A 26,729-nucleotide genomic window follows, 5' to 3' on the forward strand; every position below is an offset into this window, starting at 1 on the left:
TGTCGCGGCTGAAGCCGCTCCTACAGGGAAAACGTATGTTCACGCGCGCGCCGGGCACAGCCGGCGGTAGATCGCGCCGAAGCTGCGCACGGTGTGCTCGGCATCCTCGCGCACCGCGCGGCACTGCGCGGACCAGGCCAGGCGCAGGCGCAGTTCGTCGTCGGCCAGGACCTGGCGCAAGGCTTCGGCCAGGCCGGCCCAGTCGCCGGTCGGCACTGCCAGCGCCGCCGACGGCGCCCATTCCAGCAGGTGCCCTACCCCGGTGCCGACGGTGGGCACGCCGGCCACCGCAGCTTCCAGCAGCACCATCGGCCCGGCTTCGTGCAGCGATGACAGCACCAGCAGATCGGCGGCCTCCACCAGCGGGCGCAGTTCGCGCTGGGTCTTGAAACCGAGAAAGCGCACCTGCTGCGACAGTCCCAGTTGCGCGACCAGGCGCTGCATCTCGCCGTCGAGCGTGTCCACGCCGACGATGTCGATCCGGAACGCGACCCCGGCACGTGCCAGTGCCGCCAGTGCACGCAGCAGCGTCGGCTGGTCCTTGACCCGGTTGAGGCTGGCGACGTGCAACAGCTGCGCCGTGCCGCCACCGCGCCGGCGCGGCGCGCGCTGCGGCCAGGCGCGCAGGTCCACGCCCAGCGGCACGCGTTCGGCGGCAATGCCCAGCGCCTGCACTGCCTCGACGATCGGCGCGCTGGCCGCGGTGACCGCGTCCGCCAGCCGCAGCACCAGCGCCTCGCGCAGCCGCCCTTGCCATTTGCGCCGCCCGCCATAGCCGATGGCATGCAGCGCGACCAGTTCGCCGCCGGCGATGTGCACCAGGCTCGGCCGCCGCAGCAAGCGCGCGGCGGCCACCGCGATCAGGCTGCAGTGGCCGGAGAAGATCGATTGCACCAGGTCGAACGGTGCCCGCCGATGCTCGGCGCGGATCGCGGCGACCGCGCGCAGGCGGGTGCGGCCGTCGCCGATGTTGTGGATGCGCGCGCCGAGCAATTCCCAGCACGCCGGCGCAGGCTCCTGGTGCAGCACGAACACATGCACCTCGTGGCTGCGCGCCAGGCGTTCGATCAGAGTCAGCAGCACCGGGATCACCCGGTACTCGCCGCTGCGATCGACCCCGCCGGGTACCACCAGCGCCAGCTTCATGCGTCTCTCCGCGCGGCTTGCTCCAGCAACTGCGCATAGGCGCGCGACCAGCGCCGGCCCACCGCCGCGAACGACAGCTGCGCATCGAAATGGGCCCGGACCTGCGCCGGCGACGGCCGTTCGCTGGCGGCATGCACCAGCGCCTCGGCGAGCAGCCCGGCATCGCCGCACGGCCACAGTTCGCCGACGCGGCCGCAGTCGGTGAGCGCGCGGAACGACGGGATGTCGGTCAGCACCGGCAGCGTGCCGCAGGCGAACGCTTCCAGCGCCGCGTAGCCGCAGCTTTCGGCCAGGCTGCCCGACACGAACAGATCCGCCGCGCGCATCAGCGTCTGCACCTGCGCGTGGTCGACCTTGCCCAGCAGATGCACGCGCCCGCGCAGACGCGGATCCCGCTGCACGCGCTGCTCGACCGCTTCCAGCAACGGCGCGCTGCCGAACGCGCAGAACAGCTGCAGTCCGGGCAGCCGCGCGGCGGCGCGGGCCACGCCGTCGAGCACGGTCAACGGATCCTTGCCGGCGCTCAGGTGCCCTACCCACAGCACGCAGGGCGCGCCATGCAGGCCGCTCTCGCGCCGCGCCTGATCCCGATCGCCGGGGGTGAAGCGACAGCTGGATTCGGGGATCGCGAACAGGCGGGTGGACGGCGCGAACAGACCGGCATGCACGAACGTCCGCGCCAGATCCAGCGAGGTGAAGGCGATTCCCGCTGCGGCCGCGTACCACTGCCGCCACTGCGAACGGCGCCACCAGCGCGGCGGGCGATTGGCGTGGTCCTGCAGCAGGATCGGCACCTGCGGCAACTGCCGCGCCATCGCGCAGGCCTCGCGCGCGAACTCCAGGCCGTGCACGTGGACCACATCGGCGCCGATCGCATGCACGATGCCGGCGATGCGCCGCGCCCGGCTGCTGGTGCCGGCATTGCCCGGATCGGTGAAGTGATATTCCACGCCGTTGCGCAGCAACTGCTCCGATACGTCGGCGGCCTGGATCACCGACACCCGGGTGCCGGCGCTGGCCACCGCTTCGGAGATGTCGGCCAGCGACGGCCAGTGCGCGAAGACCTGCGCCGGCGCCAGTCCCGGCGGCGTGCGGACGAAATTGATCTGGGCGACGTGCATGGGGTTTCCGCGGGGGAGCGACACGCCTAGAGGCCGGAGACCTGCGGCCGGCGCAGGCGCACCAGCCAATTGGCCAGGTTCAGTTCCCACGGCCGGTCGTAGCGCCGGTAGCGGTAGCGCCACGCCGCCATCGCGCTCAAGCCGCGCTTGGCCCAGCGCGGCGAGCGCAGGTCCTGTGCGGTGGGATAGCGGCAGCCCAGCACGGTGACGAAGTCGCGGATGCGCTGGCGCAGCGCGTCGTCGAGCCAGGGCGCGTCGGCATGGCAGGCGTAATCCACCCATTGCGGCTGGGTCCATTCCTCGGGCGTGCGCGGGAACACCACCGGCGCGCCGTGCAGGTCGCGCAGCGGCATCGATGCGCGCTTGCCGCGGTCCTTCTCGTGGCGGCTGGCCTCCGGCAGCGGCGTGTATACGTAGACGATGATTTCCGATTGCGGATTGATCCGCTTGAGCTCGCGGATGAACTCGAAGGTCTGCTCGGTCTCGTGCACGGTGTCCTGCGGCGGCGCGACCATGAACGACAGTTCCGGGATCACCCCGTTGCGCCGGCACAGTTCGGCCACCTCCAGGGTCTGGTCCGGGCGCGTGCCCTTGCGGATTTCCTTGAGCATCGCCCCGCTCGGCGATTCGGCGCCGATGTAGGCCATGCGCAGCCGGCTCTTGCGCACCAGCTTCCAGGTGCTCTCGGACAGGTTGAGCAGCGCGTCGGCGCGCGCATAGCACCACCACGGCATCTCCAGCTTGGCCATGACCTCCAGCAGCGGGATCATCTCCGCCTCGCGGTCGAAGAAGTTGTGGTCGAAGAACTGGATCGAATCGGCGCCCAGCTCCTCTTTCAGATAGCGCAGCTCGCGTTCCAGCCGCGCCGCGGTAGGCAGCGCGGTGGCGCCGCCGAACATCGCCGCCACGCCGCAGAAGGTGCAGCGGAAACGGCAGCCCAGCGCGGCCTGGTGCGAAGCGGTGCGGCGGCCGAGGAAACTGCGGCCGAGATAGTGGCGCGGATCGCCGAGCTTGTCGTACGGCAGCGCCGGCGCCGCCTCGCCGCGGCTGAAACCGCGATTGCGGTTGTGCACGATCGCACCGTCCTGTTTCCACGACAGGCCGTCGATCTGCGCCAGGCCGGGGCCTTCGCCGCGCAACGCGGCGACCAGTTCCGGCAGGGTGTCCTCGCCCTGCGCGCGGATCGCGTAGTCCACGTACGGCGCGCTCAACGCGGTGTCGGTGTACAGGGTCGGGAAATAGCCGCCCCAGACGATCGGCATGGCCGGGAAGCGCTCGCGGATCGCGGTGGACAGCGCGATCGACGGCGCGATCTGCGGCCCGCCCATGACGCTGATGCCGACCGCGTCGTAGCGTTGTTGCTGCAACGCCTGCAGCGCGCTGTCGATGAAGCCGCGATCGACGTTGCCGTCGATGATGCGGCTGTCGCCGCGGCGGTCCAGCGCCGCGGCCAGGTTCAGCAGCGCCAGCGGGAAGCGGGCGTTGCCGCGCGAGGTGATGGTCGGATTGACCAGCAGCGTGTTCGGTGTGGAAGGCATGGCAGGAGACCGCAGGGCGAGGCTCACGGCAGGCGCCGCAGCCGGAACACCAGCGCCACCGGGACCTGCAGCGCGGCAGGATCGAAGTGCGCGCCGGCGGGAATGTCGGCAGGGTCGAGCATCGGTTCGCGCACCGCCTCGATCGCCAGCCCGAGCGCGGCGCAGGCCGCATGCCAGTGGCTGTAGAGGTGCTGGGTATGGCGCACCGCATAGCGCTGGCCAGCGGCCTTGAAATCGCGCTTCCAGCCCAGCGCGTGGCCGATCGGGTGCACGTCGCTGCACAGCACGCTGCCGCCTGGGCGGGTGGCGCGGCGCAGTTCGGCCAGCGCCGGCAGCAGTTGCGGCAGATGCCCGACGACCAGGGCGCAGATGCTCAGGTCGGCGTCGGCATCGGCCACCGGCAGCGCGTCCAGGCTGCCTTCGCGCAGCGTGTAGCGATTGCTGGCGCCGGCCGCGTCCAGTTCGCGTGCGGCGCGGCCGAGCATCTGCGGCGACAGGTCCACGCCGGTGGCGTGCGCGGCGTGACGCTCCAGCGCATGCAGCAGATAACGTCCGCTGCCGCAGCCGGCATCGAGCACGCGCTGGCCGTGCAGCGCGGGCGGCAACAGCGCCAGCATGGCGCGCTGCTCGGCCTGCATCACCGGGTTGTGGGCGTGCGCCGGGTAGCTCGCCGCCCACAACGCATAGGCCTGGACCGGATCCAGGATCGGCACGGCGCTCATGCGCGGCGCGCCTGCAGCGCGGACGGCGCGATCGTGCGAAGCGCAGCGCCGCCTTGCAGCTCCAGCCCGGGTTCGAGCGCGAGCAATGCGGGGTCGGCCAGTTCCGCGGCCAGCAGCTTCGGCACGCCGTCCAGCGTGACCGGCACCGCCGCCACGCCGGTGGCCTCGAACCAGTCGGCGAAATCGGGATCGGCGATGCGCGGGCGGCCATCGCGCACCACCGCGCGCAGCTCGCTGCGTGCCAGCCCGACCAGGCTATGCGCCGGATCGCCGCCGCGGTCGCCGACGATCAGCAGATCCGCTGCGCTGCCGACCGCGAGACTGCCGCGTCCGGGCAGACGCAGGATGCGCGCCGCGGCGGTGGTCGCCAGTGCGAGCGCCTGTCCGGCATCCAGGCCGTTGGCGGTGGCCACCTGCAGTTCCTCGAGCAGGTCGCGCGCGCCGCTCAGGCGCGAATCGCTGCCCAGCGCCAGGCGCCCGCCCGCGTACAGACGGCGTGGATCCAGCGTGCGCCCCAACAGCGCCAGGTTGCTCGACGGGCACCACACCACGGCGGCGCCGCAGGCGAGCACGCGCTCGATGTCGGCCGCGCCGAGGCCGACCCCGTGGATCAGCACGCTGTTGGCGGCCAGGCAGCCGCGCCGGTCCAGCTCGGCCAGTTCGCCAGCGGCGACCGCATCGGTGCCCTCGGCCAGGTGAATCATCCACGGGCGGTCGGCGGCGGTCTCGGCGAAGCTCTGCGCCAGCGGCGGGCCGTAGTCGGGGCCGTGCAAGGCGTAGCTCCAGCCGAACTCGCGCAGCAGCGCGACCGGGAAGTCCGCCGCGTCCAGTTCGGCATGCCACGGATCGTGGTGAGCGACGCAGGTGACGCCGGCGAGCAGGTTCTTCAGCGCGCCGTGGCGCAGGCGCAGCGCTTTCGGCAGTTGCAGCGCGGCGGCGACGGCGGGATCGCGGAAATGCGCGGCGAACGCCTCGATCCACGCGTAGCTGTTGGCGAACGGCGCGGTCTGCGGCAACGGCGGCACCGCGTTGACCTGCAGGTGCTCGTGCGCATTGAGCAGTCCCGGAAACACCAGGTGCCCATGCAGCGCGACCCGGTACGCCGCAGTGGCCGGCGCAGCGGCGATGCGTGCGCCGCGCAACCCCAGGGACGCGCGTATCGCGCCGGCCGGCGTGGCCAGGCGCGCGCCGTGCAGGCAGATCTCGGCAGCAGCGGAAGGCATGCGCATCGGTCAGCGCTTGCGCATCACGATCAGGAAGTGATCGCCCATGTCGCGCAGCAGCGGCCAGCCGCCGATGCGGTCGTCGAGCCGGCCCAGGCGCTCGCCCCAGCGCGGGTGGCGCCGGTAGTGGTCGACCAGGTACGGCGGCGGCAGGCACAGGCTGAGCGCGCGGTAGGAGTCCAGTTCGAAATGCGCGGAGAAGGCGCGGTAGAACTCGCGCGGCAGGTAGTACCAGGTCCAGATGGTGTGCCCGTTCATGCCCACCGCGGTGACCCCACGCGCGCCACGCACCGCGGCGCGGCGGAAGCGCCCGCGCAGCGCGTAGTGCCCCACTTCCCACGGGCACAGGCGGCCGATCACCGAAAACACCAGGCGCCCGTCGCGGCGCAGCAGGCGCGCGCATTCGGCGGCGACCGCGGGCAGGTCCGGCGCGCAGTTCAGCGGGCCGAAGTTGGAATACATGCCGTCGAACTCGCCGTCGAGGCGGTCCAGTTGCTGGATGCCGACGTGCGCCGCGCTGAGCCGCCCCTGCAGCGCCGGGTCCTGCGCCCGCTGCCGGGTGCGCGCCACCATCTGCGGCGACCAGTCGGTGGCCAGCACGCGATAGCCGCGTTGCGCGAACTCGTGGGCGTCCAGGCCGGTGCCGCAGCCCAGGTCGATCAGCCGTGCGCCAATCGGCAACTGCGCGGCCACCGTGTCCCACAAAGTGGTGCGCATGCGCTGGATCAGCTCGTTGTTGCCGCGCGGGCCGTCGTAGTCGGCGGCGACGCTATCGAAGGCGCGCTGGGTCTCCAGCAGCAGCGCCGGATCGATCGTCGCCGCGCGCGCAGCGGCGCCGGGCTTGCCATTCGCAGTCACATCCACTCTCCACTCGCCTGCCGTCGTCGTCGGGAATTGCCGTGCCGGCCGCAAGCGCGGATCGCACGGTATGCCAGTGAGTGCGGGTGGCGGGCGGTTTGGTTGAATCGCCGTGAGCGGCGTCGTGCGTCTTCGCGCTTATGCGCCGCTGCCGGCCGGCGCAGGCTGCGGCATGCGTGCGGCCTGCCGGCGCCGCAGCGCGTTGCGGACGATCGCGGCGAACACGCCGAGTCCGACGCCCAGCATCAGCCCGACCGCCAGCACCAGCACCGGATTGGGAAATGCCGGGCGTTCGGGCACGTAGGCCGCCCATGGCGCGGAGGTGTCGTAGGTATAGCGTGCGCCGAGCCGGGCGAGCAGGTCGTCGCGCTCGGACTTCAGGCTGCGGATGGTCGCGTTCTTCTCCGACAGCAGCATGTTGCCGAGCAATTGCTGCTCGACGCTGCCCTTGCCCTCGGCCTGCTGTTGCAGCAGGCGCGCGCGCTCGGCCTGGGTCGTAGCGAGTTCGCTGCCGATGTCCTGCAGGCGTTCGCGCGTCTGCTGCATCGGCACGGCCTGGATGCGCCGGTGCAGTGCCTGCAGCTGCGCCGTGGTCGCCGTGGCCAGGGCGCGCGCCTGCTGCGCCGAATCGGCACGCAGGCTCAATTCGATCAGGTTGGCGTAGGGATCCGGGTCCAGCTTCAGGCTGCTGCGGTACAGCGCGGCCTCGCGCCCGTTCAACGGCAGGCCCAGGCTCTGCAGCACCTGATCCTGGAACAGCCGGGTCTTGATCCGCTCGATCACGCGCTGGAACGGCTCCAGCTTGGGGTCGCGCCCGGCCGGGGTCGGGCCGAATTCGCCCACCTGCACCCATGCGGTGGCCTGCCACTGGCGCGTGGCGATCTGCAGGAAGGCGAACGCCAGCGCCAGCGTCGCCAGCAGCGGCAGCACGCACCATGTCCACTCGCGCCGCAGGATCCGCCACAGGTCGATCAGGTAGATTTCGTCTTCTTTCATGGCAAGGCACTTCCCGGAGAAAAAGGTGGCGACGGCGCCTGCCCCGCCCTGCGCGGCGCCGTCAGCGCCGCGCGGCGGTTCGGCAGCAGCGCGCTGCAGGCGTGCAGGACCAGGCACAGCGCGATGAAGCCGGCGTTGGTCCAGGTGAAGGCCTGCGGCGCGAACGGCGACATCAGGCAGGCGTAGGCGATGCGCAGGAACACCAGCAGGTTGAACAGCGACACCGTGCTGCCAAGCAGGCGCACGCTCCACAGCAGCGCCGCGTACAGCGCCAGCATCGCCGCCAGCGCGGCGCCGGCGCCGCCGGCGAGCAGAAACGGGAAGAATTCGGTGCCGACGTTGATGTTCGGCGCATCCAGCGGAATGCCGGTGCCGGCGGTGGCGATCGAGCCGCTCAGCGGCACCAGCTGGTTGACCAGGAAGCTGGCGTTGACGTAGTCCTTGGCCAGCATCGCGCCGAAGTTGTACGGGCCGGCGCCGATGTACAGCAGCAACCACTTGATGCCTTGCGGCGCGGCGCGGTACAGCGCGCCGAACGGCAGCGTCACCGAATCCAGCGAGCCCGAACGCAGCGTACCCAGCAGCGAGAACGCCGCGCCGCCAGCGACCAGCAACGCCACGATGGCCTTCCACGGCATCGGCCGCGCCGGATCGCGCCGCAGCAGCAGGAGCAGCGCGAAGCTGAACAAGGCGGCGAAGATGCGGTTGCGGTCGATCACCAGCACCGGGAACACGAAGCCGGCGACGATCATCGCGTTGCGCAGTGTCTTGTCGCGCACGCACAGCAGCGCGATCGGCGGCAGGATCCAGCACATGTTGGACAGGTGCCGCACGTGCGAATGCAGCGGCGTCAGGTCGGCATACGCGGAGGGATTGGTGAACAGCGGGATCGGAAACAGCGCCAGGTCCAGCACGCAGAACACGCCGACCAGCGCGGCCAGGCACAGCGCGACGAAGGCCTCGCGCGTGCCGGCATAGCGGCGCGCGCGAAACGCGGCCAGCGACGGCAGGCGGATGCCGTGCAGCGCATCCAGCAACAGCGTCGCGGCGGCCGCGGCGGCCAGCAAGGCGATGCCGGCGGAGTAGCCGGGCGGCAGATCGAAGCTGAGCAGGGTCAGCGCGCAACTGAACAGCAGCGGCAGGCCGAAATAGCTCGACGGCAGGCGCAACAGGCGCTTCATGCGCGCTCCGCCAGCGGTGCCGCTGCGGCCGGCCGCAGGCGTGCCAGCAGCGACAGCCAGGCATGCGCCAGCAGGTGGCCGCCCAGCGCCGCCGGCTGCCGCCGCAGGAACGCGATCTTGGCCGCGATGTAGTGCGCCTGCGCGTGCAGCAGCGTGCGGCATGGGGGATCGAACAGCGCGGCGCGGCGCAGCGCCACCTGCCGCGACTCGGTCAGATTGGCCAGGCGGCTGGGCAGGTGGCGGGTCCTGCTGGCGTTGGCGCCGTGCAGCCGGTACGCGCAGACGCCGACGTCGATGAAGCCCAGCGCGTCGCGCGCGACCAGGCGCAGGAAGAAGTCCCAGTCCTCGATGTGCAGCTCTTCGTCCCAGGCCACGCGCGCCTGCAGCGCGCTGCGCCGCACCAGGGCCACCGCCCCGCTCACCGCCCAGTGCCGGATCACCGCGCGGCGGATGCCGGCGTCGCTCAGGTACAGGCGTTTGTCCACGCCGTGCAGGTCGCGCATGCTGCTCTGGTGCAGCAGGCGCCCGTCCGCGTCGACCACGACCGCATCGCCGATCACCGCGGTCTTGTCCGGCGAGGCGCGCAGATAGGCGACCTGCGCGGCCAGACCGCCCGGCAGCAGATAGTCGTCGCTGGCGCCCAGGCGCAGGAACTCGCCGCTGGCCATCGCCACCAGGTGGTTCAGCGTGGCGGCGATGCCGCGGTTCTCGCGCGGCCAGAACCGCACCGGTAGGCGCTGTCCGTGCAGCGCGATCCACTCGGCGATGCGCGCGGCGGTAGCGTCGCTGGAGCCGTCGTCGACGATCACCAGTTCCTTGTTTGGATACGGATCCTCCAGCACGCTGTCCAGGCAGCGCTGCACGAAGCGTTCGTGGTTGAACGCCGGCACCAGCACGGACACCAGCGGCACGTCGTGATGCGGTCCAAGCTCGGCCATCAGCGCAACCCTCCCAGATAGCGCCGCACCACCACGACGTTGAACGCCAGGTACAGCGCATAGTTGACTGCGAATGCGTAGGCCGCCCCGATCAGGCCCATGCGCGCGGTGAACAGATAGACCAGCCCCAGATAGCTGGCGGCGAACACGCATTCGGAGATCACGAACAGCCGTGTCATCGCCTTGGCCAGCATCAGGTACGAAAGAACGAACGAGGCGATCTTGATCACGTCGCCGACCAGCTGCGGCGCGTACAGCGGCGCGGCGGCGGCGAAATCGGCGGCGAACAGCAGCCGGGTGAGCCAGTCGCGGCACAGGTAGATCGCCGCGGCCAGGGCGATCACCGCCGGCAGCACGTAGCGGTAGGCGGTACGCAATTCCAGCAGCAGCCCGGCGCGATCGCGCAACGCCGCCAGCTTGGGCAGGTAATAGACGTTGATCGCGGTGGTGAAGAACAGCAGATAGGCCTCGGAGACCTTGCTCACCGCCTGCCAGTAGCCGACCTGCTGCCAGCCGAAGGTCTCGGCCAGATGGTCGCGCACGCCGATGTTGACCAGCAGCGGCAGCAGCGCCGAGGTCAGCGTCATCACCGAGAACGCGGCCAGGCGCCGGGTCATTTCCGCATCGAAGCGGATGCGCAGCATGTCGCGGCGGAAGTACGGGCTGCGCCGCAACGCCGGCAGGCCGGCGCACAGCCACAGCACCTGCCCGGCGACCAGCGCCAGCAGCGCGCCGTACAACTGCAGCCAGCGCGACAGCCACAGCACCACCAGCACGCTGAGCACCGAGCCGGCGACCTGGATGAAGGCCAGCCGGCGCACGTCCATGAAGCCGTTGACCACGGCCAGGATGTAGTTGACCAGGGCGATGCCGAGCTGGGCCACGGCCAGCACGCAGATCAGGCTCTGGTACTGCGGATCGCCGAGCAGGCGTTGCGCGATCTGGCGGCTGAACAGCAGCGCGAGCACGCCCATCACGCACGCGGCGCAGCACGCATAGCCCAGCGCCGCACCGAGCAGCCGCGCCAGTGTCTGCGCATCGTCGCGGTACTCGGCCACGTACTTGACGATGCCCGCACCGATGCCGCCGCCGGCCAGCACCGCCAGCAGCGACATCAGGCTGGTGAACTGGCCGAGCCGGGCCACGCCGGCCGGCCCCGCGTAGACGGCGACCAGCTTGAGCACCAGCAATGCGGCCAGCAGCTTGGCCGCGGTGGCCGCGCCGCTGTACAGGCCGCTGCGCAGCACGTTCATGCCGCCACCGCCTCGAATTCCAGGCAGGCTGCGATCACCTGTTGCACCGCATCCGGGTCCAGGGTCGGCCCGATCGGCAGGCTCAGCACCTCGCGGTGCAACTGCTCGCATAGCGGCAGGCTGAGTCCGCTCAGTGCGGCATAGGCCGGCTGCCGGTGCGGCGGCTGAGGATAGTGCACCAGGCAGTGGATGCCGCTGGCCAGCAGATGGCGCTGCAGCGCGTCGCGCCGGGCGCAACGCACCACGAACAGATGCCAGGCGTGGGCCGCATCGTCGGCCACCTGCGGCAACTGCAGCTGCGGATGCACGATGCCTGCGCGGTAGCGCCGCGCCACATCGCGGCGCAAGGCGATGTCGGCATCCAGGTAGCTCAGCTTGACCCGCAGCAACGCCGCCTGCATTTCGTCCAGGCGCGAGTTCACGCCTTGCACCAGGTGCCGGTACTTGATGTCCGAACCGTAGTTGCGCAGCATCCGGATCTGCGCGGCCAGCGCGGCATCGTCGGTCGTCACCGCGCCGCCGTCGCCGAGCGCGCCCAGGTTCTTGCCGGGGAAGAAACTGAAACCTGCGGCGTCGCCGAAGCTGCCGGCGTGGCGCCCGTGCCGGCGCGCGCCGTGCGCCTGCGCCGCGTCCTCGATCAGCAGCAGGCCATGCTGTCGCGCCAGCGTTCGCAGCGCCGCCATGTCCGCCAGCTGGCCGTACAGGTGCACCGCCATGATCGCCCGCGTGCGCGGGCCGATCGCGCGTTCCACGCTGGCCGGGTCCAGGTTGAAGCTGACCGGATCCGGCTCCACCGGCACCGGCAGCAGCCGGTTCTCGCTGATCGCCAGGAAGCTGGCGATGAAGGTGTTGCCCGGTACGATCACCTCGTCGCCGTCGCGCAGCCGGCCCAGTTCGCGGTAGCCGCGCAGGATCAGGCTCAGCGCGTCCATGCCGTTGCCCACGCCGATCGCATGTTCGGTGCCGCAATAGCCGGCGAATTCGCGCTCGAACGCGTCCAGTTCCGCGCCCAGCACGTACCAGCCCGAGTCGATGACCCGTGCCGCCGCGGCCTTCAGTTCGTCGGCGTAGCGGGCGTTGAGCGCGCGCAGGTCCAGGAACGGCACGCTCATCGCAGGTCCCAGGCGTAGAAATCGTGGACCACGCCGCGCGCGCCGAAGCGCTCCTTCTGCGTGACCAGGCCGTCGTTGAGTGCCTGGCCCTGCTGCTCGGTGGAAATGCCGAGGCTGAAGTAGTCGCGCTGCGCGTAGCGGTCTTCGATCAGCTCGGCCAGCAGCAGACTCAGCGCGTCCACGCGCCGGCCCTGCTCGGAGCAGGCCAGGTACTGGGTGTGCACCACGCGGCCGAAGTCGTACAGCAGCGTGCCGGCCAGCAGCGTCTCGCCATCACGCACTTCGTACAGCACCAGGTGTTCCGGGAAGCGCCCGCACAACAGGCGCAGTTCCTGCAGGCTGTGGGTGGGCGTGGCGCCGTGGCGCTGCAGCACTTCGCTCAGCAGCGCATGGAACGGCGCCGGATCGTCGCTGCGCTGCACGCGCAGGCCGGCCTTGCGCGCCTTGCCGACCGAGCGCCGCCGTTCGGCGGCGAAGCGCAGCGGCTCGCGCAAGGCGATCGCCGAAGACAGGTCGCGGCGCTGCAGGCGCGCACCGAGCCGATGCAAGGCGTAAAGATCCTCTTCCGCAGGCGTGGCATGGAACAGGTGCGGCACCGCCTTGTACAGCAGTTCGCGCACGCCGCGGGCGCGGTAATGCGCGGCGATCTGCTCGAACACGTCCAGCGTCGCCGCCGCGCGCAGGGCATGCGCGGACAGCAGCCCGGCATAGCTCAGCCCGGCATGGCTGACCACGCGCGTGCCGTCGATGTTGGCCGGGAACGCGGCCACCAGCGCACTGCCGCGTTCGACCAGCAGCGAGGCGTCGACGAAGCGCTCGGCGTGGTAGTCCATGTAGCCGCGCCGGTGCAGCAGGTTGCCGTTGCGGGATTCGGCGATCAACGCGTCCCAGGCCGGCGCATCCTCGGCGCGATAGGGCCTAACCGAATACATCGCCGCTCCCCTCGCCCGCACCCTGCGCAAGCGGCGCCACCGCCACGCCGAAGCCGTCGCGGCCCATGTCGTTGCCGTTGTAGAACATCAGCACGCGGTCGCGGTGCCGGATCAACGCCGGATAGCACAGCGTGCGCGCGTCCCAGCCGCCGGGCGAGAGCGCCAGGCCGAAGGCGTCGTCGCAACGCTGCCAGTGGCGGCCGTCGTCGCTGCGCGCCACACCGGGGAAATACGCGCCGCCGATGTTGCCGCGGGTGAAGTACATCAGGTAGCCGCCCTGGTGGCGGTACACGCGCGGGCGGCCGATGCGGTATTCGCTGCCCTGCGGCTGCAGGCACAGCGTGTCCTGGCGCGGGATCGCCTGCAGGTCCTCGGTCTCGGCGTAGCGGATGTGGTAGCGCGGGAACGGCGTGCCGTCGATCCATTCCCAATCGTCGCCGACCGCGTACCACAGCCGCCAGCGGCCGTCCTCGTAACGTGCCGAATGCACCGCGGCGATGGTGCTGCGCCCGGGCGCACGGTCCAGCAGCGGCGTGTCCTGGCGCCGCTGGAACGTCTCGCCGCCGTCGCTGGACACCGCCAGCCCGGTGAAGGCCAGGAACTTGGCCTTGGCCACGCGCTGAAAGCCGACATAGAACATGTACAGCCCGTCCGGCGCGGCGACCACGTCGCCGAGGATCATGCCGTTGTCGTCGAAGCAGCCGTCGCGGCCGATATCCAGCACCGGCGTGGCGCTGACCCGCACCACCCGGGTCGGGTCGTCGCCGCGCACGTCGACGTAGCCGATGCGGCTGATCCCGGCGTCGTCGCGGAAGCCGGCGTAGACGCGGATCAGCTCGGCGTCCAGGCGATGCGGGGTCGGCGTCAACGCCGAATGCCGCATCCAGCCGCCGACGCCGTCGCGTGCGGTGGCGAACGCCAGGCCGCGTTTGCTCCAGTCGAACATGGCGTCAGAGCGTCACGTCGAAGCTGGACTTGCCGGCCACCGCGCGCGCCGGCGCGCCGACGTAGACCCGGCCCGGCTCGGTGTCGCGAGTGACCAGCGCGCCGGCGCCGATCACGTTGTCCGCGGCGACCTTGACCCCGTCGCTGAAGGTGGCATTGACCCCGACGAAACTGCTCTGGCCGATCTCGCAGTAGCCGGAAATCACCGCATGCGAGGCGACGAACACATGGTCGTGGATCACCGTGCGGTGGCCGACGTGGTTGCCGCTCCACAGGATGCAGTTGTCGCCGATGCGGGTGAACGGCTGCACCACATTGCCTTCGAACACGAAGCAGTTCTCGCCCAGCTGCGCATTGCGCCAGACGAAGGCGCGCGAACTGACGTAGCTGGCCAGGCGATAGCCGCGGCGCTTGGCGTCGAGGAAGAACCGCGTGCGCAGGCGGTTGAGGCCGCTGGCGGGAATCGCCACGAACGCCTCGACCTCGCCTGGCGGGTACAGCCGTTCCAGGTCTTCGTACGCCACCACCGGCCGTTCGGCCAGGGTCGGCGCGGCGATGTAGGCGCGCTCGGCGCTGAAGGCCAGCACCTCGTAGTCGCTGTCGTGGCTGAAGTACTCGCAGGCGATCTGCGCCAATTCGCCCGCACCGATGATGACCAGCGGTTTCGCCATGGCCCTACGCCTCCTGCCTGCGTTCGCCCGCGGCTTCGCGCAGGAACTCGTCGTAGTCGAGGATGTAGTCGGCCGGATCGTAGGCCTGGTCGGCCAGCACCATCAGCACGCAGTCGGCGCTGAAGTCGTACAGGTCGCGCCACACCATGCTGCCGAGCAGCAGCCCCTGGCAGGGGTCGTCGAGCACCACCTGCACCGGTCCGCTGCCGTCGTCGAGCAGGAACGATACCGAGCCATGCAGGGCCACCGCCAACTGATTCAGATGGCGGTGCGCGTGCTGGCCGCGGTGCACACCGTGCTTGGTGGCGAACAGGTAGTACACGCGCCGGATGTCGAAGGGCACGTCGCGTTGCTGCTCCAGGGCCACGAGCAGACCGCGCTCGTCGCCGTGCGTACGCAACTGGATTCGTTCGATTGCCATAGTGTGTCCGACACGGACTCCGACGCGGAGTTACCAGGCTGAGTGCCGCCGGCCTGCGGAAAGGTTGCGCCATGCCATCGCAGCGCGATCCGAACGCGGCCGCCACGCCGACGCAACCTTTTGCCGCGCCCCCGGCACCCATCTGCGACCACCACTGCGCCAGCCGTTGCGCTGCCCGCCGGTGGCGCAGCACGACGCCGCGAACGGCAGCGCGCATTCCATCGACACGACCTGGACAGGGCACGCCACCATGACTTCATCCACGCAGGCCGACGACGGCACCTCTCTCTCCGACGCGACGGCGCATTCGCCACCCGCATCGGCCGCTGCAGGGTTGCCGCGGCCGATGGTGCTGCTGCACTGGCTCACCGTGCTGTGCCTGGTGCTGGCGGCGGGCCTGATCCTGCTGCGCGAAGAGGTTGAGGGCCGTGCCGTGCGCCAATGGTTGCTGGAGGGACATCGGCATTTCGGCCTGTTCGTGCTCGGCCTGTTCTTCCTGCGCGTGGCGCTGCGCCTGCGCCTGGGCAAACGCCACGACCCCGATGCCGCCTCGCCGCTGCTGCGTGCGCTTGCCGGGCTCACCCACGTGGTCATGTACGCGCTGCTGCTGACCCTGCCGGTGCTGGGCTGGGCGCTGAGCCAGTCCATGGGCAAGCCGGTGCATCTGTTCGCCGCCACGCTGCCGGAACTGGTCGCCCCCGATCCGGATCTGGCCGACACGCTCGGCGCCTGGCACGTGTATGCCGCCTGGGCGCTGCTCGGCCTGATCCTGCTGCATATCGGGGCCGCGCTATGGCACCACTTCGTGCGCCGCGACGACACCCTGCGGCGAATGCTGCGCTTGCGCCGCGGCTGAGCCGTGCTTTACGCCCTTCCCCCGTCCGCCGCCGCGCCGACCCGCTCAAGGACCCATCGCATGCAGACCACCCCGTCCCCTTCTTCCTTCTTCCGTCCCGGCACGCTGCGTGGCGCCGAGCAGGTGCTGCTGTGGTCCACGCTCGGCTCGCTGTTGCTGCTGGCCAGCCCGCGCGCCGCGGCGGTGCCTGCGTTCGCGCGGCAGACCGGCTCCTCCTGCGCGGACTGCCACATCGGCGCCTACGGCCCGGCGCTGACCCCGTACGGCATGCGCTTCAAGCTCAACGGCTATACCGACAGCGACGGCAACGGGACCAAGATCCCGGCCTCGGCGCAGCTCACCGGCACCCGCAGCGTGCCGGTGCGCGGCAAGACCAACAACCAGCTCAGCGAGGCCGACCTGTACCTGGCCGGTCGGGTCAGCGACAACGTCGGCGGCTACATCAAGGTCTCCAGCAGCAACAACGGCAAGGACAAGTTCACCACCAAGCTGGACAACGTGGACCTGCGCTTCGTCGCCAAGACCTTCAAGCTCGGCGGCAAGGACGCGCTGCTCGGGGTGAGCGTCAACAACAACCCCGGCAGCCAGGACCCGATCGGCGTGCTGCCCAATGCCTCCGGCCTGGGTCCGGCCTCGGCCTACGCCGGCTCCACCACCCTGCTCAACCAGTCCTCGCTGTCCAACCGGGTGATCGGCACCAGCGTCTACGGCGTCTACGACCGCAACTGGTACGGCGAGATCGGCACCTACAACGCGCTGCCGGTCTCCACCCAGGACGACCTCGGCTACGCGGTCGGCGGCGACCCAGGCAAGCTCAGCGACACCGGCTACCTGCGCCTGAGCTACATGAAGGACATGAAGAAGCAATTCTTCTCCGCCGGCGTGGTCGCGCTGACCACCCATCGCCAGCTGCCGCGCAGTACCGGCCCGCGCGACGACTTCACCGATCTGGGCTACGACCTGAACTACCAGTTCCTGGGCACCCGCGAGCACATCCTCAAGCTCGGCTACCTCAACATCTACGAGCGCCGCCGCTACGGCAGCGCGGCGATCGACCCGGCCGACCCCAGCGTGGCCGGGCTGCGCCGCGGCAGCATCCGCGACCAGTCGATCAATCTCAGCTACACCTACAAGCAGAGCTACGGCCTGCTGCTGGCGCACTTCATCAATACCGGTTCGGCCGACCCGTTCCGCTACAGCCCGTACGGCACGCCCGACACCACCAGCAACCTGATCAGCGCCTCCTGGGCGCCGTTCGGCAAGGACGACTCGTTCACCTCGATCGCCAACCTGCGCCTGTCCGCCACCTGGTTCCGTTTCAGCAAGTTCAACGGCACCACCGGCAACGTGTTCGGCGCCCTGCCGGTGACCCGTCCGCACGACCTGAACCAGTTCTCGCTGGCCCTGAGCCTCGCGTTCTGAGCACACCTCCCCACCCAGTACGGATCGTCATGAAACCAGCCAACGCATTTCCCCTGTGGTGCACCCTGATGGCCAGCCTGCTGCCGCTCGGCGTCGCGCTTGCGCCCGCCGCGCATGCCGGCGGCGGCCTGCCCGGCGCCGGCGTGTTCGCCACCGAATGCGCCGAATGCCATAGCGCGGCGCCGGGCAAGAACAAGAAGGGCCCGACCCTGTTCGGCGTGGTCGGGCGCAGCGCCGGCAGCGTGCCCGACTACCGCTACTCGGACGCGATGAAGAAGACCCAGTGGACCTGGAGCGACGACAAGCTGCGCAGCTACCTGGCCCAGCCCGCGTCCAAGGGCATCCCCGGCGCCAACATGAAGTACGACGGGCTCGACGACAGCAAGCAGCTCGAGGACCTCATCGCCTATCTCAATACCCTGCATTGAAGTCGGCGCCCGGCCCCGGCATAGTCGAAACTGAACCCGGCGTCCGACGCCGGGTGTGCGCCGTGTCGCCGCCAGTCCGCAACGCCGATAATGGCGAGCGTCCACGCGGCGAGCGCTCCGGCGTTGCCGCTGCCACGCGACCCAGCGCCCCCTGCGATCCGACCCGCGACCATCGAGCGACCGTGCACAACCGCCCTTCCGCCGCCGGCTCCCTGTCCCCGACCGCCCTGCCCGCGACCGACATGGGCCGCCGCCGCGGACACCGCCATGCATGGGCATCCCGACCGGCATGACCGCGGCCGCAGGTGACCTGGCGCAGCGTGCCGCGCGCCTGCGCCCGCTGCGCGGCACGCTGGCGCTGGCGGCGGCGCTGTGCCTGCCGGGCACGGCGCTGGCGGCCAAGCTGGGCGGCGCGGTCGGGCTCAGTTCGCAATTGGTCGATCGCGGCATCGCGGTGACCGCCGACACCCCGTCCCTGCAGCTCGCCGGCTACTGGCTGCCCGCGCCGGGCTGGTCGCTGGGCGCGTCCGCCAGTACCGCGCTGGACGCGCCGGGCCACCAGTTGCTGACCACGATCGAGCTGTCGCGCAGCTGGACCCTGTCCGACAGCTGGCAGATGCAGGCCGGGCTGCTGCGCTACGACTACCCCGGCAACCGCATCAACCGCCTGTTCAACCGCAACGAGGCCAGCCTCGGCTGGTCCTACCGGGACCGGCTGAGCGTGTCGCTGGCCGCGTTCGAGCTGCCCGACAGCTACCGCGGCCGCTGGTACGGCGCGGCCGACCTCACCGTGCACCAGCCGCTGCCGGGGCAGCTGTCGCTGTCGGCCGGGATCGGCATCAGCCAGGCCCCGCCGGCGCTGTACGGGCTGGACTACGCCGACCACTACAGCTACGGCCACGCCGGGCTGATGTGGAACGCCGGCGCCTGGAGCGTGGAGGTCGACCGCGTGTTCAGCGACGCGCGCAGCATCTACGCCAGGCGCGGCAACGGGATCTGGCCGTGGGTGGTCACCGTGTCGCGCGCCTTCTGATCCGCACGCAACCTTTCCGTGCCGACCCGGCACATACCGGTGCCCGTTGCCAAGCCAGCCCTCCATGACCGACACCGATCCACTAGGCGATGCCACCGACCGCATGCTGCTCCGGCGCATGGCCGGCGGCGATCGCGATGCGCTGGCCACCCTGTACCGCAACTACCACGGGCGCCTGTGCCGGTTCCTGTCGCGGCTGACCCGGCGCCCGGACATCATCGAGGAGGCGATCAACGACTGCTTCTGGATCGCCTGGCAGAAGGCCGGCGATTTCCGCGGCGACTCGCAGGTCTCGACCTGGATCATGGGCATCGCCTACCGCTGCGGGCTCAAGGCGATCCGTCACCACAGCGACGAGGCGATCGAGGACGGGGTGAGCGCCGAAGAGCATTTCGCCTCCTCCGCCGACCCGGATGAGGACCGCGAGCTGCGCGACTGGCTGGGCAAGGGCCTGGAGCGGCTGTCGGCCGACCAGCGCCTGGTGGTCGAACTGGTCTACGGCCTGGGCCACAAGCTGGAAGAAGTCGCGGCGATCATGCAGTGCCCGGTGGGCACGATCAAGGCGCGGCTGTTCCATGCCCGGGTCAAGCTGCGCAACGTGCTGCCGGGATTGGCCGGCGGCGCTTCCCCTCTGACGGAGAGCGTGTCATGAAGACAGGCTTCAACGAGCCGGGCAACGAGTGCTCGCATGCCTGGGAACTGATGCCGTGGGTGCTGCAGGCCAGCGCCACGGAAGAGCAACACGAGTGGCTGATCGCGCATCTGGCCAAGTGCAGCTTCTGCAGCGCCGAGTTCGCGCAGCAGAGCCGGCTGCGCATGGCGATGTCGCTGCCCAGCGACGTGCCGGTGGACGCCGAGGCCGGGCTGCAGCGCCTGCTCGGCCGCCTCGACGCGCCGGAACCGCAGCGCCTGCCGGCGCGCGCGCGCTCCAGCTGGACCACGCGGGCGCTGGTCGCCGCGGCGCTGGTGCAGGCGATCGGGCTGGGCGTGCTCGGGGTCAGGCTGTCCGCCAGCGACCAGGGCCAGGGCGCCAACTACCGCACCCTCAGCGAGACCGCGCAGCCGCTGGCGAGCGACGCGATCCGGGTGGTGCCGGACGCGCGCATGACCCTGGCCGACTGGGACGCCGTGCTGCGCAAGCTGCAGCTGCGCGTGGTCGGCGGCCCCAACGGCGCCGGCGCCTATACCGTGGTGCCGGTCCAGGCCGGGTCGCCGGCGCAGCCGCAGCGCAGCGTGCAGCAGCTGCGTGCGACGCCCGGCATCCGCCTGGCGGAGCCGATTTCCGCACCATGAGCCTGCGTCGTCTCTGCCTGCTGATGGCCTGCCTCGCGCTCGGCGCCTGCGCCCATGGCGGGCGCAGTGGCGCCGACGCGCCCGTCGCTGCCACAGCGGCGCCGGCCAAGACGCCGACCCTGGATGCCTCGCCGGCGTTGGACAGCCAGCGCCAGATCGTGCTCGCAGTGGCCAACCCGATGGCCGCACCGGGCCGGCATGCCGGCTCCAACCTGATCGGCTATGCCTCTTCCAAGTATTACGGCGCCGGCACCCAGGCGGCGGCGACGCTGGACGCGCTGGCCCAGCGCTACGGCCTGCGCCAGGTGACCGGCTGGCCGATCAAGCCGCTGGGCGTGTACTGCGTGGTGTTCGAGCCGGCGCCGGGCGCGGCGCGCGACGCGCTGCTCGCCGCGCTGGCCAAGGACGAACGCGTCGCGCTGTCGCAGCCGTTGCAGGAATTCGCCACCTACGCCGACCCGGCGCCGCCGGCCAAGCCCGCGCAGCCGCTGCGCTACAACGATCCCTACGTCGACATGCAACGCGGCTTCGCCGCGACCAACGCCGCCACCGCGCAGGTGCTGAGCCAGGGCCAGGGCGTGGGCGTGGCCATCGTCGATACCGGCGTGGACACCGCCCACCCCGACCTGCAGGGCCGCCTGCGCGAGGTGCGCGACCTGGTCGGTGCCGACCCCGCCGCGTTCAATCGCGATCACCACGGCACCGAGGTCGCCGGGATCATCGCCGCCGGCAGCAACAACCATCTGGGCATCGTCGGCATGGCGCCCAAGGCCATGCTCGACGTGTACAAGGCCTGCTGGTACCCGCAGCGCGCCGGGGCCGGCGCCGGCTGCAATTCCTTCACCCTGGCCAAGGCGCTGGTCGCGATCGGCGACACGCGCACGCGCATCATCAATCTGAGTCTGGGCGGGCCGGCCGATCCGCTGCTGCGCAAGCTGCTCGAGCAGTTGCTGCGGCAGGGCCGCATCGTGGTCGCGGCGATGCCGCCGGACGGCCGCCTGGACGGCTTTCCCGACGGCACCCCGGGCGTGATCGTGGTGCGCACCAGCAGCGCCACCGCCTCGCCGCCGGGGGTGCTCAGCGCGCCGGGCGAGGACATTCTCACCACCCAGCCCAACGGCGCCTACGATTTCACGTCCGGCTCGTCGATGGCCACCGCGCACGTCAGCGGCGTGGTCGCGCTGCTGCTGTCGCTGGCGCCGCAGCTGGACGCGCGCAGCGTGCACGAGCTGCTGCGCCGGACCAGCCGGCAACGCGACGGCCTGCTGCAGGTGGATGCCGCCGCCGCGGTACAGGCGCTGCCCCGCGCCGCCACGACGTCCCGCTGAGCGCAGCGGCCATGGCCAAGTGGATTCCGCACTGGATGCACCGGCTCGCCTCGCCGCCGACGTTCTATCGCGTCGCCGGCGCGATCCGGCCATGGGCGCTGGGCGCGGCGCTGCTGCTCGGCGCAGTGGCGTTCTACGGCGGCCTGGTGCTGGCGCCGCCGGACTACCAGCAGCACGACGCCTACCGGATCATCTTCATCCACGTGCCCAGCGCCTGGATGAGCCTGTTCGTCTACGCCGCGATGGGCGCGGCCGCCTTCGTCGCCCTGGTGTGGCGGCTGAAGCTCGCCGAAGTGGCGTGCATGGCCTCCGCCTCGATCGGCGCCGCGTTCACCTTCATCACCCTGTGCACCGGCTCGCTGTGGGGCAAGCCGATGTGGGGCGCCTGGTGGACCTGGGACGCGCGGCTGACCTCGGAACTGGTGCTGCTGTTCCTGTACCTGGGCATGATCGGCCTGTACCGCGCGATCGAGGATCCGCGCCAGGGCGCGCGCGCCGCCGCGCTGCTGGCGCTGGTCGGGCTGATCAACCTGCCGATCGTGCATTTCTCCGTGGTCTGGTGGAACACCCTGCACCAGGGCTCCACGGTGCGCGTGCTGGGCCCGTCGAAGATGCCGCTGGCGATGTTGTGGCCGCTGCTGACCGCGGTGCTGGCGAGCAAGTGCTATTACCTGGCCAGCCTGCTCGGCCGCATGCGCACCGACCTGCTGGCGCTGGAGCGCGGCAAGGGCTGGGTGCGGGCGCTCGCCCTGGCCGCACACGCGCCGGCGCCGCTGCCGGAAGCGCGCCTGGCAGCGGAGCGCGCGGCATGAGCGGCTTCTGGGCGATGGGCGGCTACGCCGCCTACGTATGGCCGGCCTACGCGCTGTTTTTGCTGGTGCTGCTGCTGGACACGCTGCTGCCGCGCTGGCGGCAGCGGCGCCTGCTTGCCGAGACGCGCGCACAGGTGGTGCGCGAACACAGCCGCCGCCAGCGCGGCGCCGCGCCGCTGTCGCCAGGTCCCGCCCATGAATCCCACCCGTAAGCGCCGCCTGCTGATCGTGCTGCTGGTGCTGGGCGCCGCCGCGCTCGCCACCGGCCTGTTCGTGCTGGCCCTGCAGCACAACATCAGCTACCTGTTCACACCGAGCCAGGTGCAGGCCGGCCAGGCCGAAGGCTACCGCGTGTTCCGTCTCGGCGGCATGGTCAAGGCCGGCTCGATCCGGCGCAGCGCCGATTCGCTGCGTGTGGACTTCACCGTGATCGACGCCTCCGGCGCCACCGCGGTCGCCTACACCGGGATCCTGCCCGACCTGTTCCGCGACAACCAGGCGGTGATCGCCACCGGTTCGCTGCACGGCGCCGCTTTCGTCGCCACCGAGGTGCTGGCCAAGCACGACGAGACCTACATGCCGCAGGAGCTGAAGGACGCGATGGCGCAGGCCCATGAGGGCCGCACCGCAGCGGCGGTTTCCGCGTCGGCGGCCACGTCCGCAACGCCATGAAGCCGATGCCGCCCTGCCGCGTCGCGCGGCGCTGGCCACGCTCGGCCGCCCTGCCGCGATGACCGCCGAACTGGCCCAGCTCGCGCTGATCCTGGCCCTGCTGCTGGCGCTGGCGCAGGGCGTGCTGCCGCTGCTCGGCGCCTGGCGCGGCGACCGTGCGCTGATGGCGGTGGCGCGGCCGGCCGCCTGCGCGCAGGCGCTGTTCGCCTGGCTGGCCTTCGCCCTGCTCGCCTATGCGCTGCTGCGCCTGGATTTCTCGGTGCGCTACGTGGCTGCCAACGCCAACCTGGCGCAGCCCTGGTACTACCGGCTGGCCGCGGTCTGGGGCGCGCACGAAGGCTCGCTGCTGCTGTGGATCGCCATCCTCGATCTGTGGACGGTGCTGCTGGCGCGCAGCAGCCGGCACCTGCCGGAGGCGTTCGCCGCGCGTGTGCTGGGCGTGCTCGGCCTGATCGCCGCCGGCTTCCTGGCCTTCGTGCTGTTCACCTCCAACCCGTTCGCGCGGCTGTCGCCGATGCCGCTGGACGGCAACGAACTCAACCCGGTGCTGCAGGATCCGGGCATGGTGTTCCACCCGCCGGTGCTCTACACCGGCTACGTCGGTTTCTCGGTGGCCTTCGCCTTCGCCATCGCCGCCCTGCTCGGCGGCGAACAGCAGCAGGCCTGGGTGCGCTGGGCGCGGCCGTGGACCAATGTCGCCTGGGGCTTCCTCACCGCCGGCATCGTCGCCGGCAGCTGGTGGGCGTATGCCGAACTGGGCTGGGGCGGCTGGTGGTTCTGGGATCCGGTGGAGAACGCCAGCTTCATGCCGTGGCTGGTCGGCGCGGCGCTGATCCACACCCAGGCGGTCACCGAAAAGCGCGGAGCGCTGGGCGCCTGGACCCTGCTGCTGTCGATCCTGGCCTTCTCGCTGTCGCTGCTGGGCACCTTCCTGGTGCGCTCGGGCGTGCTGACCTCGGTGCACGCCTTCGCCGCCGACCCGCGCCGCGGCCTGTACATCCTCGGCTTCCTGATCGTGACGGTCGGCGGTGCGCTGCTGCTGTACGCGCTGCGCGCGCCGCGGCTGGCCGCCGGCAAGCCGTTCGCGGCGCTGTCGCGGGAAACCGCGATCCTGGTCGGCAACCTGATGCTGACCGTGGCCGCGGCAATGGTGCTGCTTGGCACGCTGTTCCCGCTGCTCGGCGATGCGCTGCGCTTGGGCAAGGTCTCGGTCGGCCCGCCCTACTTCGGCCTGCTGTTCCCGCTGTTGATGCTGCCGGTGGTGCTGTTGCTGCCGTTCGGCCCGTACCTGCGCTGGGGCCGGACCGAACCGGGCGCGCTGCAGGCAGTGGCCGTGCGCGCGGTGCTGTCCGCACTGGCCTGCGCGCTGGTCGCCTTCGTGCTGACCGACGGCTCGGCCCGCGCGGTGGCCGGCGTCGCCGCCGCCACCTGGATCGGCATCGGCACCGCGCTGTATGCCTACAAGCGCCTGCGCGAAGCGCCGCGCGGGCGCCGTTTCCCGGCGGAGCTGGCCGGCATGCTGTTGGCCCATGCCGGCGTGGCGGTGTTCGTGGCCGGCGTGCTGCTGTCGGAAAGCCTGTCGATCGAGCGCGACGTGCGCCTGGCGCCCGGGCAAAGCGAACAGATCGGCGGCTACGCGTTCCGCTTCGATGGCGTGCGCATGATCGACGGGCCGAACTGGAAGGCCGAGCAAGGCACGCTGACGGTGAGCCGCGACGGTGCGGCGGTGGCGGTACTGCATCCGCAGAAGCGCCTGTATTCCAGCGAACGGATCCAGACCGAGGCGGCGATCGATGCCGGCGTTGTCCGCGATCTGTACGTCGCGCTGGGCGAGCCGATGGACGACCAGCACATCGAGAACGCCTGGACCCTGCGCCTGTACTACAAACCCTTCATCCGCTGGATCTGGCTGGGCGGCCTGCTGATGATGCTCGGCGGGTTCGTCAGCGCCTGCGCGCGCCGGCTGCGTGCGCCGCACCCGGTCGCACCCGGCGCCGAGCTTGCCGCGCCGCTCGCCACGACCGCATCGGCGATACCGACATGAGCCGGCTGCTGCCCCTGCTCGGTTTCCTGCTGCTGGCCGCGCTGTTGGGTTTCGGCATCTACTGGAGCCGCGCGCACGACCCGCGCGAGGTGCCCTCGCCGCTGATCGGCAAGCCGGCGCCGGCGTTCTCGCTGCCGCGCCTGGACGATCCCGCGCAACGCGCCGGCAGCGCCGAATTGCGCGGCCGCCCGTACTTGCTCAACGTGTTCGGCAGCTGGTGCCTGGCTTGCGGCGAGGAGCATCCGCTGCTGCTGGCGCACGCCAACGACCTCGGCGTCGCACTGATCGGCTACGCCTACAAGGACGACCCGCGCGACGCGCGCGCCTGGCTCGCGCAGCGCGGCAATCCGTATGCGCTGGTGGTGGTCGATCAGGACGGACAGCGCGCGATCGACTTCGGTGTCTACGGCGCTCCGGAAACCTTCCTGATCGATGCCCGGGGCGTGATCCGCTACAAGCATGTCGGCGTGCTGACGCCTGCGGTGATCGCCGGCGAACTGCGTCCGGCGATCGCCGCGCTGGACGGAGCGCAGCGATGAGCGGGCCATTTGCGCGGGCGCTGCGCGGCCGGCCATGGACCAGGCCGTGGCTGTCGCTGCTGGTCGTGCTGCTGCTTGCCCACGCGTTGCCGGCGGCGGCGCAGGCGGTGGATCCGTTGCCGTTCCGGGATCGGCAGCAGGAACTGCGCTTCCAGCGCCTGACCGCGCAATTGCGTTGCCTGGTCTGCCAGAACGAGAACCTGGCCGACTCCAACGCGACGCTGGCGCGCGACCTGCGCCACCAGGTGTTCGCGCAATTGCAGGCCGGCCGCAGCGATGCGCAGATCAAGCAGTACATGGTCGATCGCTATTCCCGGTTCGTGCTCTACGACCCGCCGCTGGCGCCCGGCACCTGGCTGCTGTGGTTCGGCCCGCTGCTGTTCCTGCTCGGCGGCGCGGCCATGGTCGTGGCCACGCTGCGGCGCCGGGCCGCCGCAGCGGCGCACGTGGCGCCGGACCAGGAGCCGGAAGAACAATGGTGACGGCCGGCTTCGGCATTGCTGCCGCGGGAATGGTCGGCATCGCCTTGGGCGCCTTGCTGTGGCCGCTGCTGCGCCGGCGGCCCGGCGCCCGCATGCAGCGCTGCGTCGCCGCGGCGCTGGTGGCGGTGACGCTGCCGCTGGCGAGCGCGGGCCTGTATCTGCTGGTCGGCGATCCCGCGGCGCTGGCAGGCATCCCCGTGCAAGCCACGCCGGCGCCCGACCCGGACGCGGCGCAAGGCGCGCTGCAGCGATGGATGGAGCAGGCCGCGGCCGCGGCGCAGGCCAAGCGCAGCGCCGAGGCGCGCGACGCCTACGCGCAGGCGCTGCGGATCGCCCCGGACGACAGCGAGGCGATGCTCGGCTGGGTCGAGGCGGACATGGCGCAACAGCCCGACTTCGCCGTCGGCCCGGCCGCGCACGGCATGCTAGAGCGCATCCTCGCGCGGCAACCGGACAACCAGCGCGCGCTATGGATGCTCGGCATCGGCGAGTTCCAGCAACACCGCTACGCCAACGCCGCGATGCGCTGGCGTCACCTGCAGACCTTGCTGCCGGACGCTTCCCCGCTGCGCGCAGCGGTGGCGCAGAAGATCGCCGCCGCCGACGCGATGGCCGCGGCGCCCCCGGCGGCGCGCTGAAGCGCGACTGTCGATACCGCCGCGACGGCGCGCCGCCTAGGCATTCCCCGCACATGCGAGCCCAGGCGCCACTTGCGCCGATCGAGGCCTGCGGCGCGATCGGCCCACAGGTAGCCGGCGCTGCC

General features: G+C 71.1%; 29 protein-coding genes. 14 read left to right on the forward strand and 15 right to left on the reverse strand.

Annotated elements, in window-relative coordinates; genetic code table 11:
- Positions 1-39 precede the first annotated feature (39 nt).
- The 15 genes from H9658_RS02340 to H9658_RS02410 form a co-directional block, all read right to left on the reverse strand.
- Positions 40-1,146 (reverse strand): glycosyltransferase family 4 protein, encoded by a 1,107-nt coding sequence (locus tag H9658_RS02340; RefSeq protein WP_191824201.1) that lies wholly within the window; start codon positions 1,144-1,146, stop codon positions 40-42.
- Complete coding sequence (locus tag H9658_RS02345; RefSeq protein WP_191824202.1) at positions 1,143-2,267, reverse strand: glycosyltransferase family 4 protein; 1,125 nt, start codon at positions 2,265-2,267, stop codon at positions 1,143-1,145. Before H9658_RS02345 ends, H9658_RS02340 begins: the two co-directional genes overlap by 4 nt.
- 26 nt (positions 2,268-2,293) lie before the next feature.
- Positions 2,294-3,805: a B12-binding domain-containing radical SAM protein gene (locus H9658_RS02350; RefSeq protein WP_191824203.1), complete on the reverse strand. Its 1,512-nt coding sequence runs from the start codon at positions 3,803-3,805 to the stop codon at positions 2,294-2,296.
- A gap of 23 nt (positions 3,806-3,828) precedes the next feature.
- Complete coding sequence (locus H9658_RS02355; protein WP_191824204.1) at positions 3,829-4,527, reverse strand: class I SAM-dependent methyltransferase; 699 nt, start codon at positions 4,525-4,527, stop codon at positions 3,829-3,831.
- The gene (locus H9658_RS02360; protein ID WP_191824205.1) at positions 4,524-5,756 is read right to left on the reverse strand and encodes an amidohydrolase family protein; all 1,233 of its coding nucleotides are present in this window, start codon (positions 5,754-5,756) and stop codon (positions 4,524-4,526) included. Before H9658_RS02360 ends, H9658_RS02355 begins: the two co-directional genes overlap by 4 nt.
- A gap of 3 nt (positions 5,757-5,759) precedes the next feature.
- Positions 5,760-6,608 carry a class I SAM-dependent methyltransferase gene (locus H9658_RS02365; RefSeq protein ID WP_179564663.1) on the reverse strand — a complete coding sequence of 283 codons (849 nt, stop codon included), beginning with the start codon at positions 6,606-6,608 and terminating at the stop codon, positions 5,760-5,762.
- A gap of 138 nt (positions 6,609-6,746) precedes the next feature.
- The gene (locus H9658_RS02370) at positions 6,747-7,604 is read right to left on the reverse strand and encodes a Wzz/FepE/Etk N-terminal domain-containing protein (protein WP_191824206.1); all 858 of its coding nucleotides are present in this window, start codon (positions 7,602-7,604) and stop codon (positions 6,747-6,749) included.
- Positions 7,601-8,785: a hypothetical protein gene (locus H9658_RS02375; RefSeq protein ID WP_191824207.1), complete on the reverse strand. Its 1,185-nt coding sequence runs from the start codon at positions 8,783-8,785 to the stop codon at positions 7,601-7,603. Before H9658_RS02375 ends, H9658_RS02370 begins: the two co-directional genes overlap by 4 nt.
- Positions 8,782-9,723: a glycosyltransferase gene (locus H9658_RS02380; RefSeq protein ID WP_191824208.1), complete on the reverse strand. Its 942-nt coding sequence runs from the start codon at positions 9,721-9,723 to the stop codon at positions 8,782-8,784. The genes H9658_RS02375 and H9658_RS02380 overlap by 4 nt, the downstream gene beginning before the upstream one ends.
- Complete coding sequence (locus tag H9658_RS02385; protein WP_191824209.1) at positions 9,723-10,976, reverse strand: O-antigen translocase; 1,254 nt, start codon at positions 10,974-10,976, stop codon at positions 9,723-9,725. Before H9658_RS02385 ends, H9658_RS02380 begins: the two co-directional genes overlap by 1 nt.
- Entirely contained in the window at positions 10,973-12,088 is a 1,116-nt protein-coding gene (locus tag H9658_RS02390; RefSeq protein ID WP_191824210.1) for a DegT/DnrJ/EryC1/StrS family aminotransferase, read from the reverse strand. The genes H9658_RS02385 and H9658_RS02390 overlap by 4 nt, the downstream gene beginning before the upstream one ends.
- Positions 12,085-13,020, reverse strand: coding sequence for a GNAT family N-acetyltransferase (locus H9658_RS02395; RefSeq protein WP_191824211.1), 936 nt, complete (start codon positions 13,018-13,020; stop codon positions 12,085-12,087). The genes H9658_RS02390 and H9658_RS02395 overlap by 4 nt, the downstream gene beginning before the upstream one ends.
- Positions 13,007-13,966, reverse strand: coding sequence for a glycoside hydrolase family protein (locus H9658_RS02400; RefSeq protein WP_191824212.1), 960 nt, complete (start codon positions 13,964-13,966; stop codon positions 13,007-13,009). The genes H9658_RS02395 and H9658_RS02400 overlap by 14 nt, the downstream gene beginning before the upstream one ends.
- A gap of 4 nt (positions 13,967-13,970) precedes the next feature.
- Complete coding sequence (locus H9658_RS02405) at positions 13,971-14,636, reverse strand: acetyltransferase (RefSeq protein WP_191824213.1); 666 nt, start codon at positions 14,634-14,636, stop codon at positions 13,971-13,973.
- Positions 14,637-14,640: 4 nt separating this feature from the next.
- Positions 14,641-15,057 (reverse strand): sugar 3,4-ketoisomerase, encoded by a 417-nt coding sequence (locus H9658_RS02410; protein ID WP_004425725.1) that lies wholly within the window; start codon positions 15,055-15,057, stop codon positions 14,641-14,643.
- Between the two features lie 346 nt (positions 15,058-15,403).
- Between H9658_RS02410 and H9658_RS02415 the strand changes: the two genes are divergently transcribed.
- The 14 genes from H9658_RS02415 (at position 15,404) to H9658_RS02480 (ending at position 26,604) form a co-directional block, all read left to right on the forward strand.
- Positions 15,404-15,913 (forward strand): cytochrome b, encoded by a 510-nt coding sequence (locus tag H9658_RS02415; protein WP_191824280.1) that lies wholly within the window; start codon positions 15,404-15,406, stop codon positions 15,911-15,913.
- 60 nt (positions 15,914-15,973) lie between these two features.
- Entirely contained in the window at positions 15,974-17,335 is a 1,362-nt protein-coding gene (locus tag H9658_RS02420; protein WP_191824214.1) for a cytochrome C, read from the forward strand.
- A 29-nt stretch (positions 17,336-17,364) separates the two neighbouring features.
- Positions 17,365-17,763 (forward strand): c-type cytochrome, encoded by a 399-nt coding sequence (locus H9658_RS02425; protein ID WP_179564643.1) that lies wholly within the window; start codon positions 17,365-17,367, stop codon positions 17,761-17,763.
- A gap of 271 nt (positions 17,764-18,034) precedes the next feature.
- Complete coding sequence (locus tag H9658_RS02430; protein ID WP_225209677.1) at positions 18,035-18,796, forward strand: TorF family putative porin; 762 nt, start codon at positions 18,035-18,037, stop codon at positions 18,794-18,796.
- A 64-nt stretch (positions 18,797-18,860) separates the two neighbouring features.
- A complete protein-coding gene (locus H9658_RS02435; RefSeq protein ID WP_179564641.1) occupies positions 18,861-19,448 on the forward strand; it encodes an RNA polymerase sigma factor in 588 nt (195 codons plus the stop codon).
- A complete protein-coding gene (locus H9658_RS02440) occupies positions 19,445-20,089 on the forward strand; it encodes a zf-HC2 domain-containing protein (RefSeq protein WP_191824215.1) in 645 nt (214 codons plus the stop codon). The genes H9658_RS02435 and H9658_RS02440 overlap by 4 nt, the downstream gene beginning before the upstream one ends.
- 2 nt (positions 20,090-20,091) lie before the next feature.
- Positions 20,092-21,417 carry a S8 family serine peptidase gene (locus H9658_RS02445; RefSeq protein ID WP_406848093.1) on the forward strand — a complete coding sequence of 442 codons (1,326 nt, stop codon included), beginning with the start codon at positions 20,092-20,094 and terminating at the stop codon, positions 21,415-21,417.
- Positions 21,418-21,428: 11 nt separating this feature from the next.
- Entirely contained in the window at positions 21,429-22,229 is an 801-nt protein-coding gene (gene ccmC, locus H9658_RS02450; RefSeq protein WP_191824217.1) for a heme ABC transporter permease CcmC, read from the forward strand.
- Entirely contained in the window at positions 22,226-22,441 is a 216-nt protein-coding gene (gene ccmD / locus H9658_RS02455) for a heme exporter protein CcmD (RefSeq protein WP_179564633.1), read from the forward strand. The genes ccmC and ccmD overlap by 4 nt, the downstream gene beginning before the upstream one ends.
- Positions 22,425-22,901 (forward strand): cytochrome c maturation protein CcmE, encoded by a 477-nt coding sequence (ccmE, locus tag H9658_RS02460; protein ID WP_191824218.1) that lies wholly within the window; start codon positions 22,425-22,427, stop codon positions 22,899-22,901. Before ccmD ends, ccmE begins: the two co-directional genes overlap by 17 nt.
- 58 nt (positions 22,902-22,959) lie before the next feature.
- Positions 22,960-24,945 (forward strand): heme lyase CcmF/NrfE family subunit, encoded by a 1,986-nt coding sequence (locus H9658_RS02465; RefSeq protein WP_191824281.1) that lies wholly within the window; start codon positions 22,960-22,962, stop codon positions 24,943-24,945.
- Complete coding sequence (locus H9658_RS02470; RefSeq protein WP_191824219.1) at positions 24,942-25,484, forward strand: DsbE family thiol:disulfide interchange protein; 543 nt, start codon at positions 24,942-24,944, stop codon at positions 25,482-25,484. The genes H9658_RS02465 and H9658_RS02470 overlap by 4 nt, the downstream gene beginning before the upstream one ends.
- Positions 25,481-25,966, forward strand: a complete 486-nt coding sequence (locus H9658_RS02475; protein ID WP_191824220.1) for a cytochrome c-type biogenesis protein — start codon at positions 25,481-25,483, stop codon at positions 25,964-25,966. The genes H9658_RS02470 and H9658_RS02475 overlap by 4 nt, the downstream gene beginning before the upstream one ends.
- Positions 25,960-26,604 carry a tetratricopeptide repeat protein gene (locus H9658_RS02480; protein ID WP_191824221.1) on the forward strand — a complete coding sequence of 215 codons (645 nt, stop codon included), beginning with the start codon at positions 25,960-25,962 and terminating at the stop codon, positions 26,602-26,604. The genes H9658_RS02475 and H9658_RS02480 overlap by 7 nt, the downstream gene beginning before the upstream one ends.
- Positions 26,605-26,729 lie beyond the last annotated feature (125 nt).

The sequence above is a fragment of the Xanthomonas bonasiae genome (assembly GCF_014836395.1).
Classification (GTDB): Bacteria; Pseudomonadota; Gammaproteobacteria; order Xanthomonadales; family Xanthomonadaceae; genus Xanthomonas_A; species Xanthomonas_A bonasiae.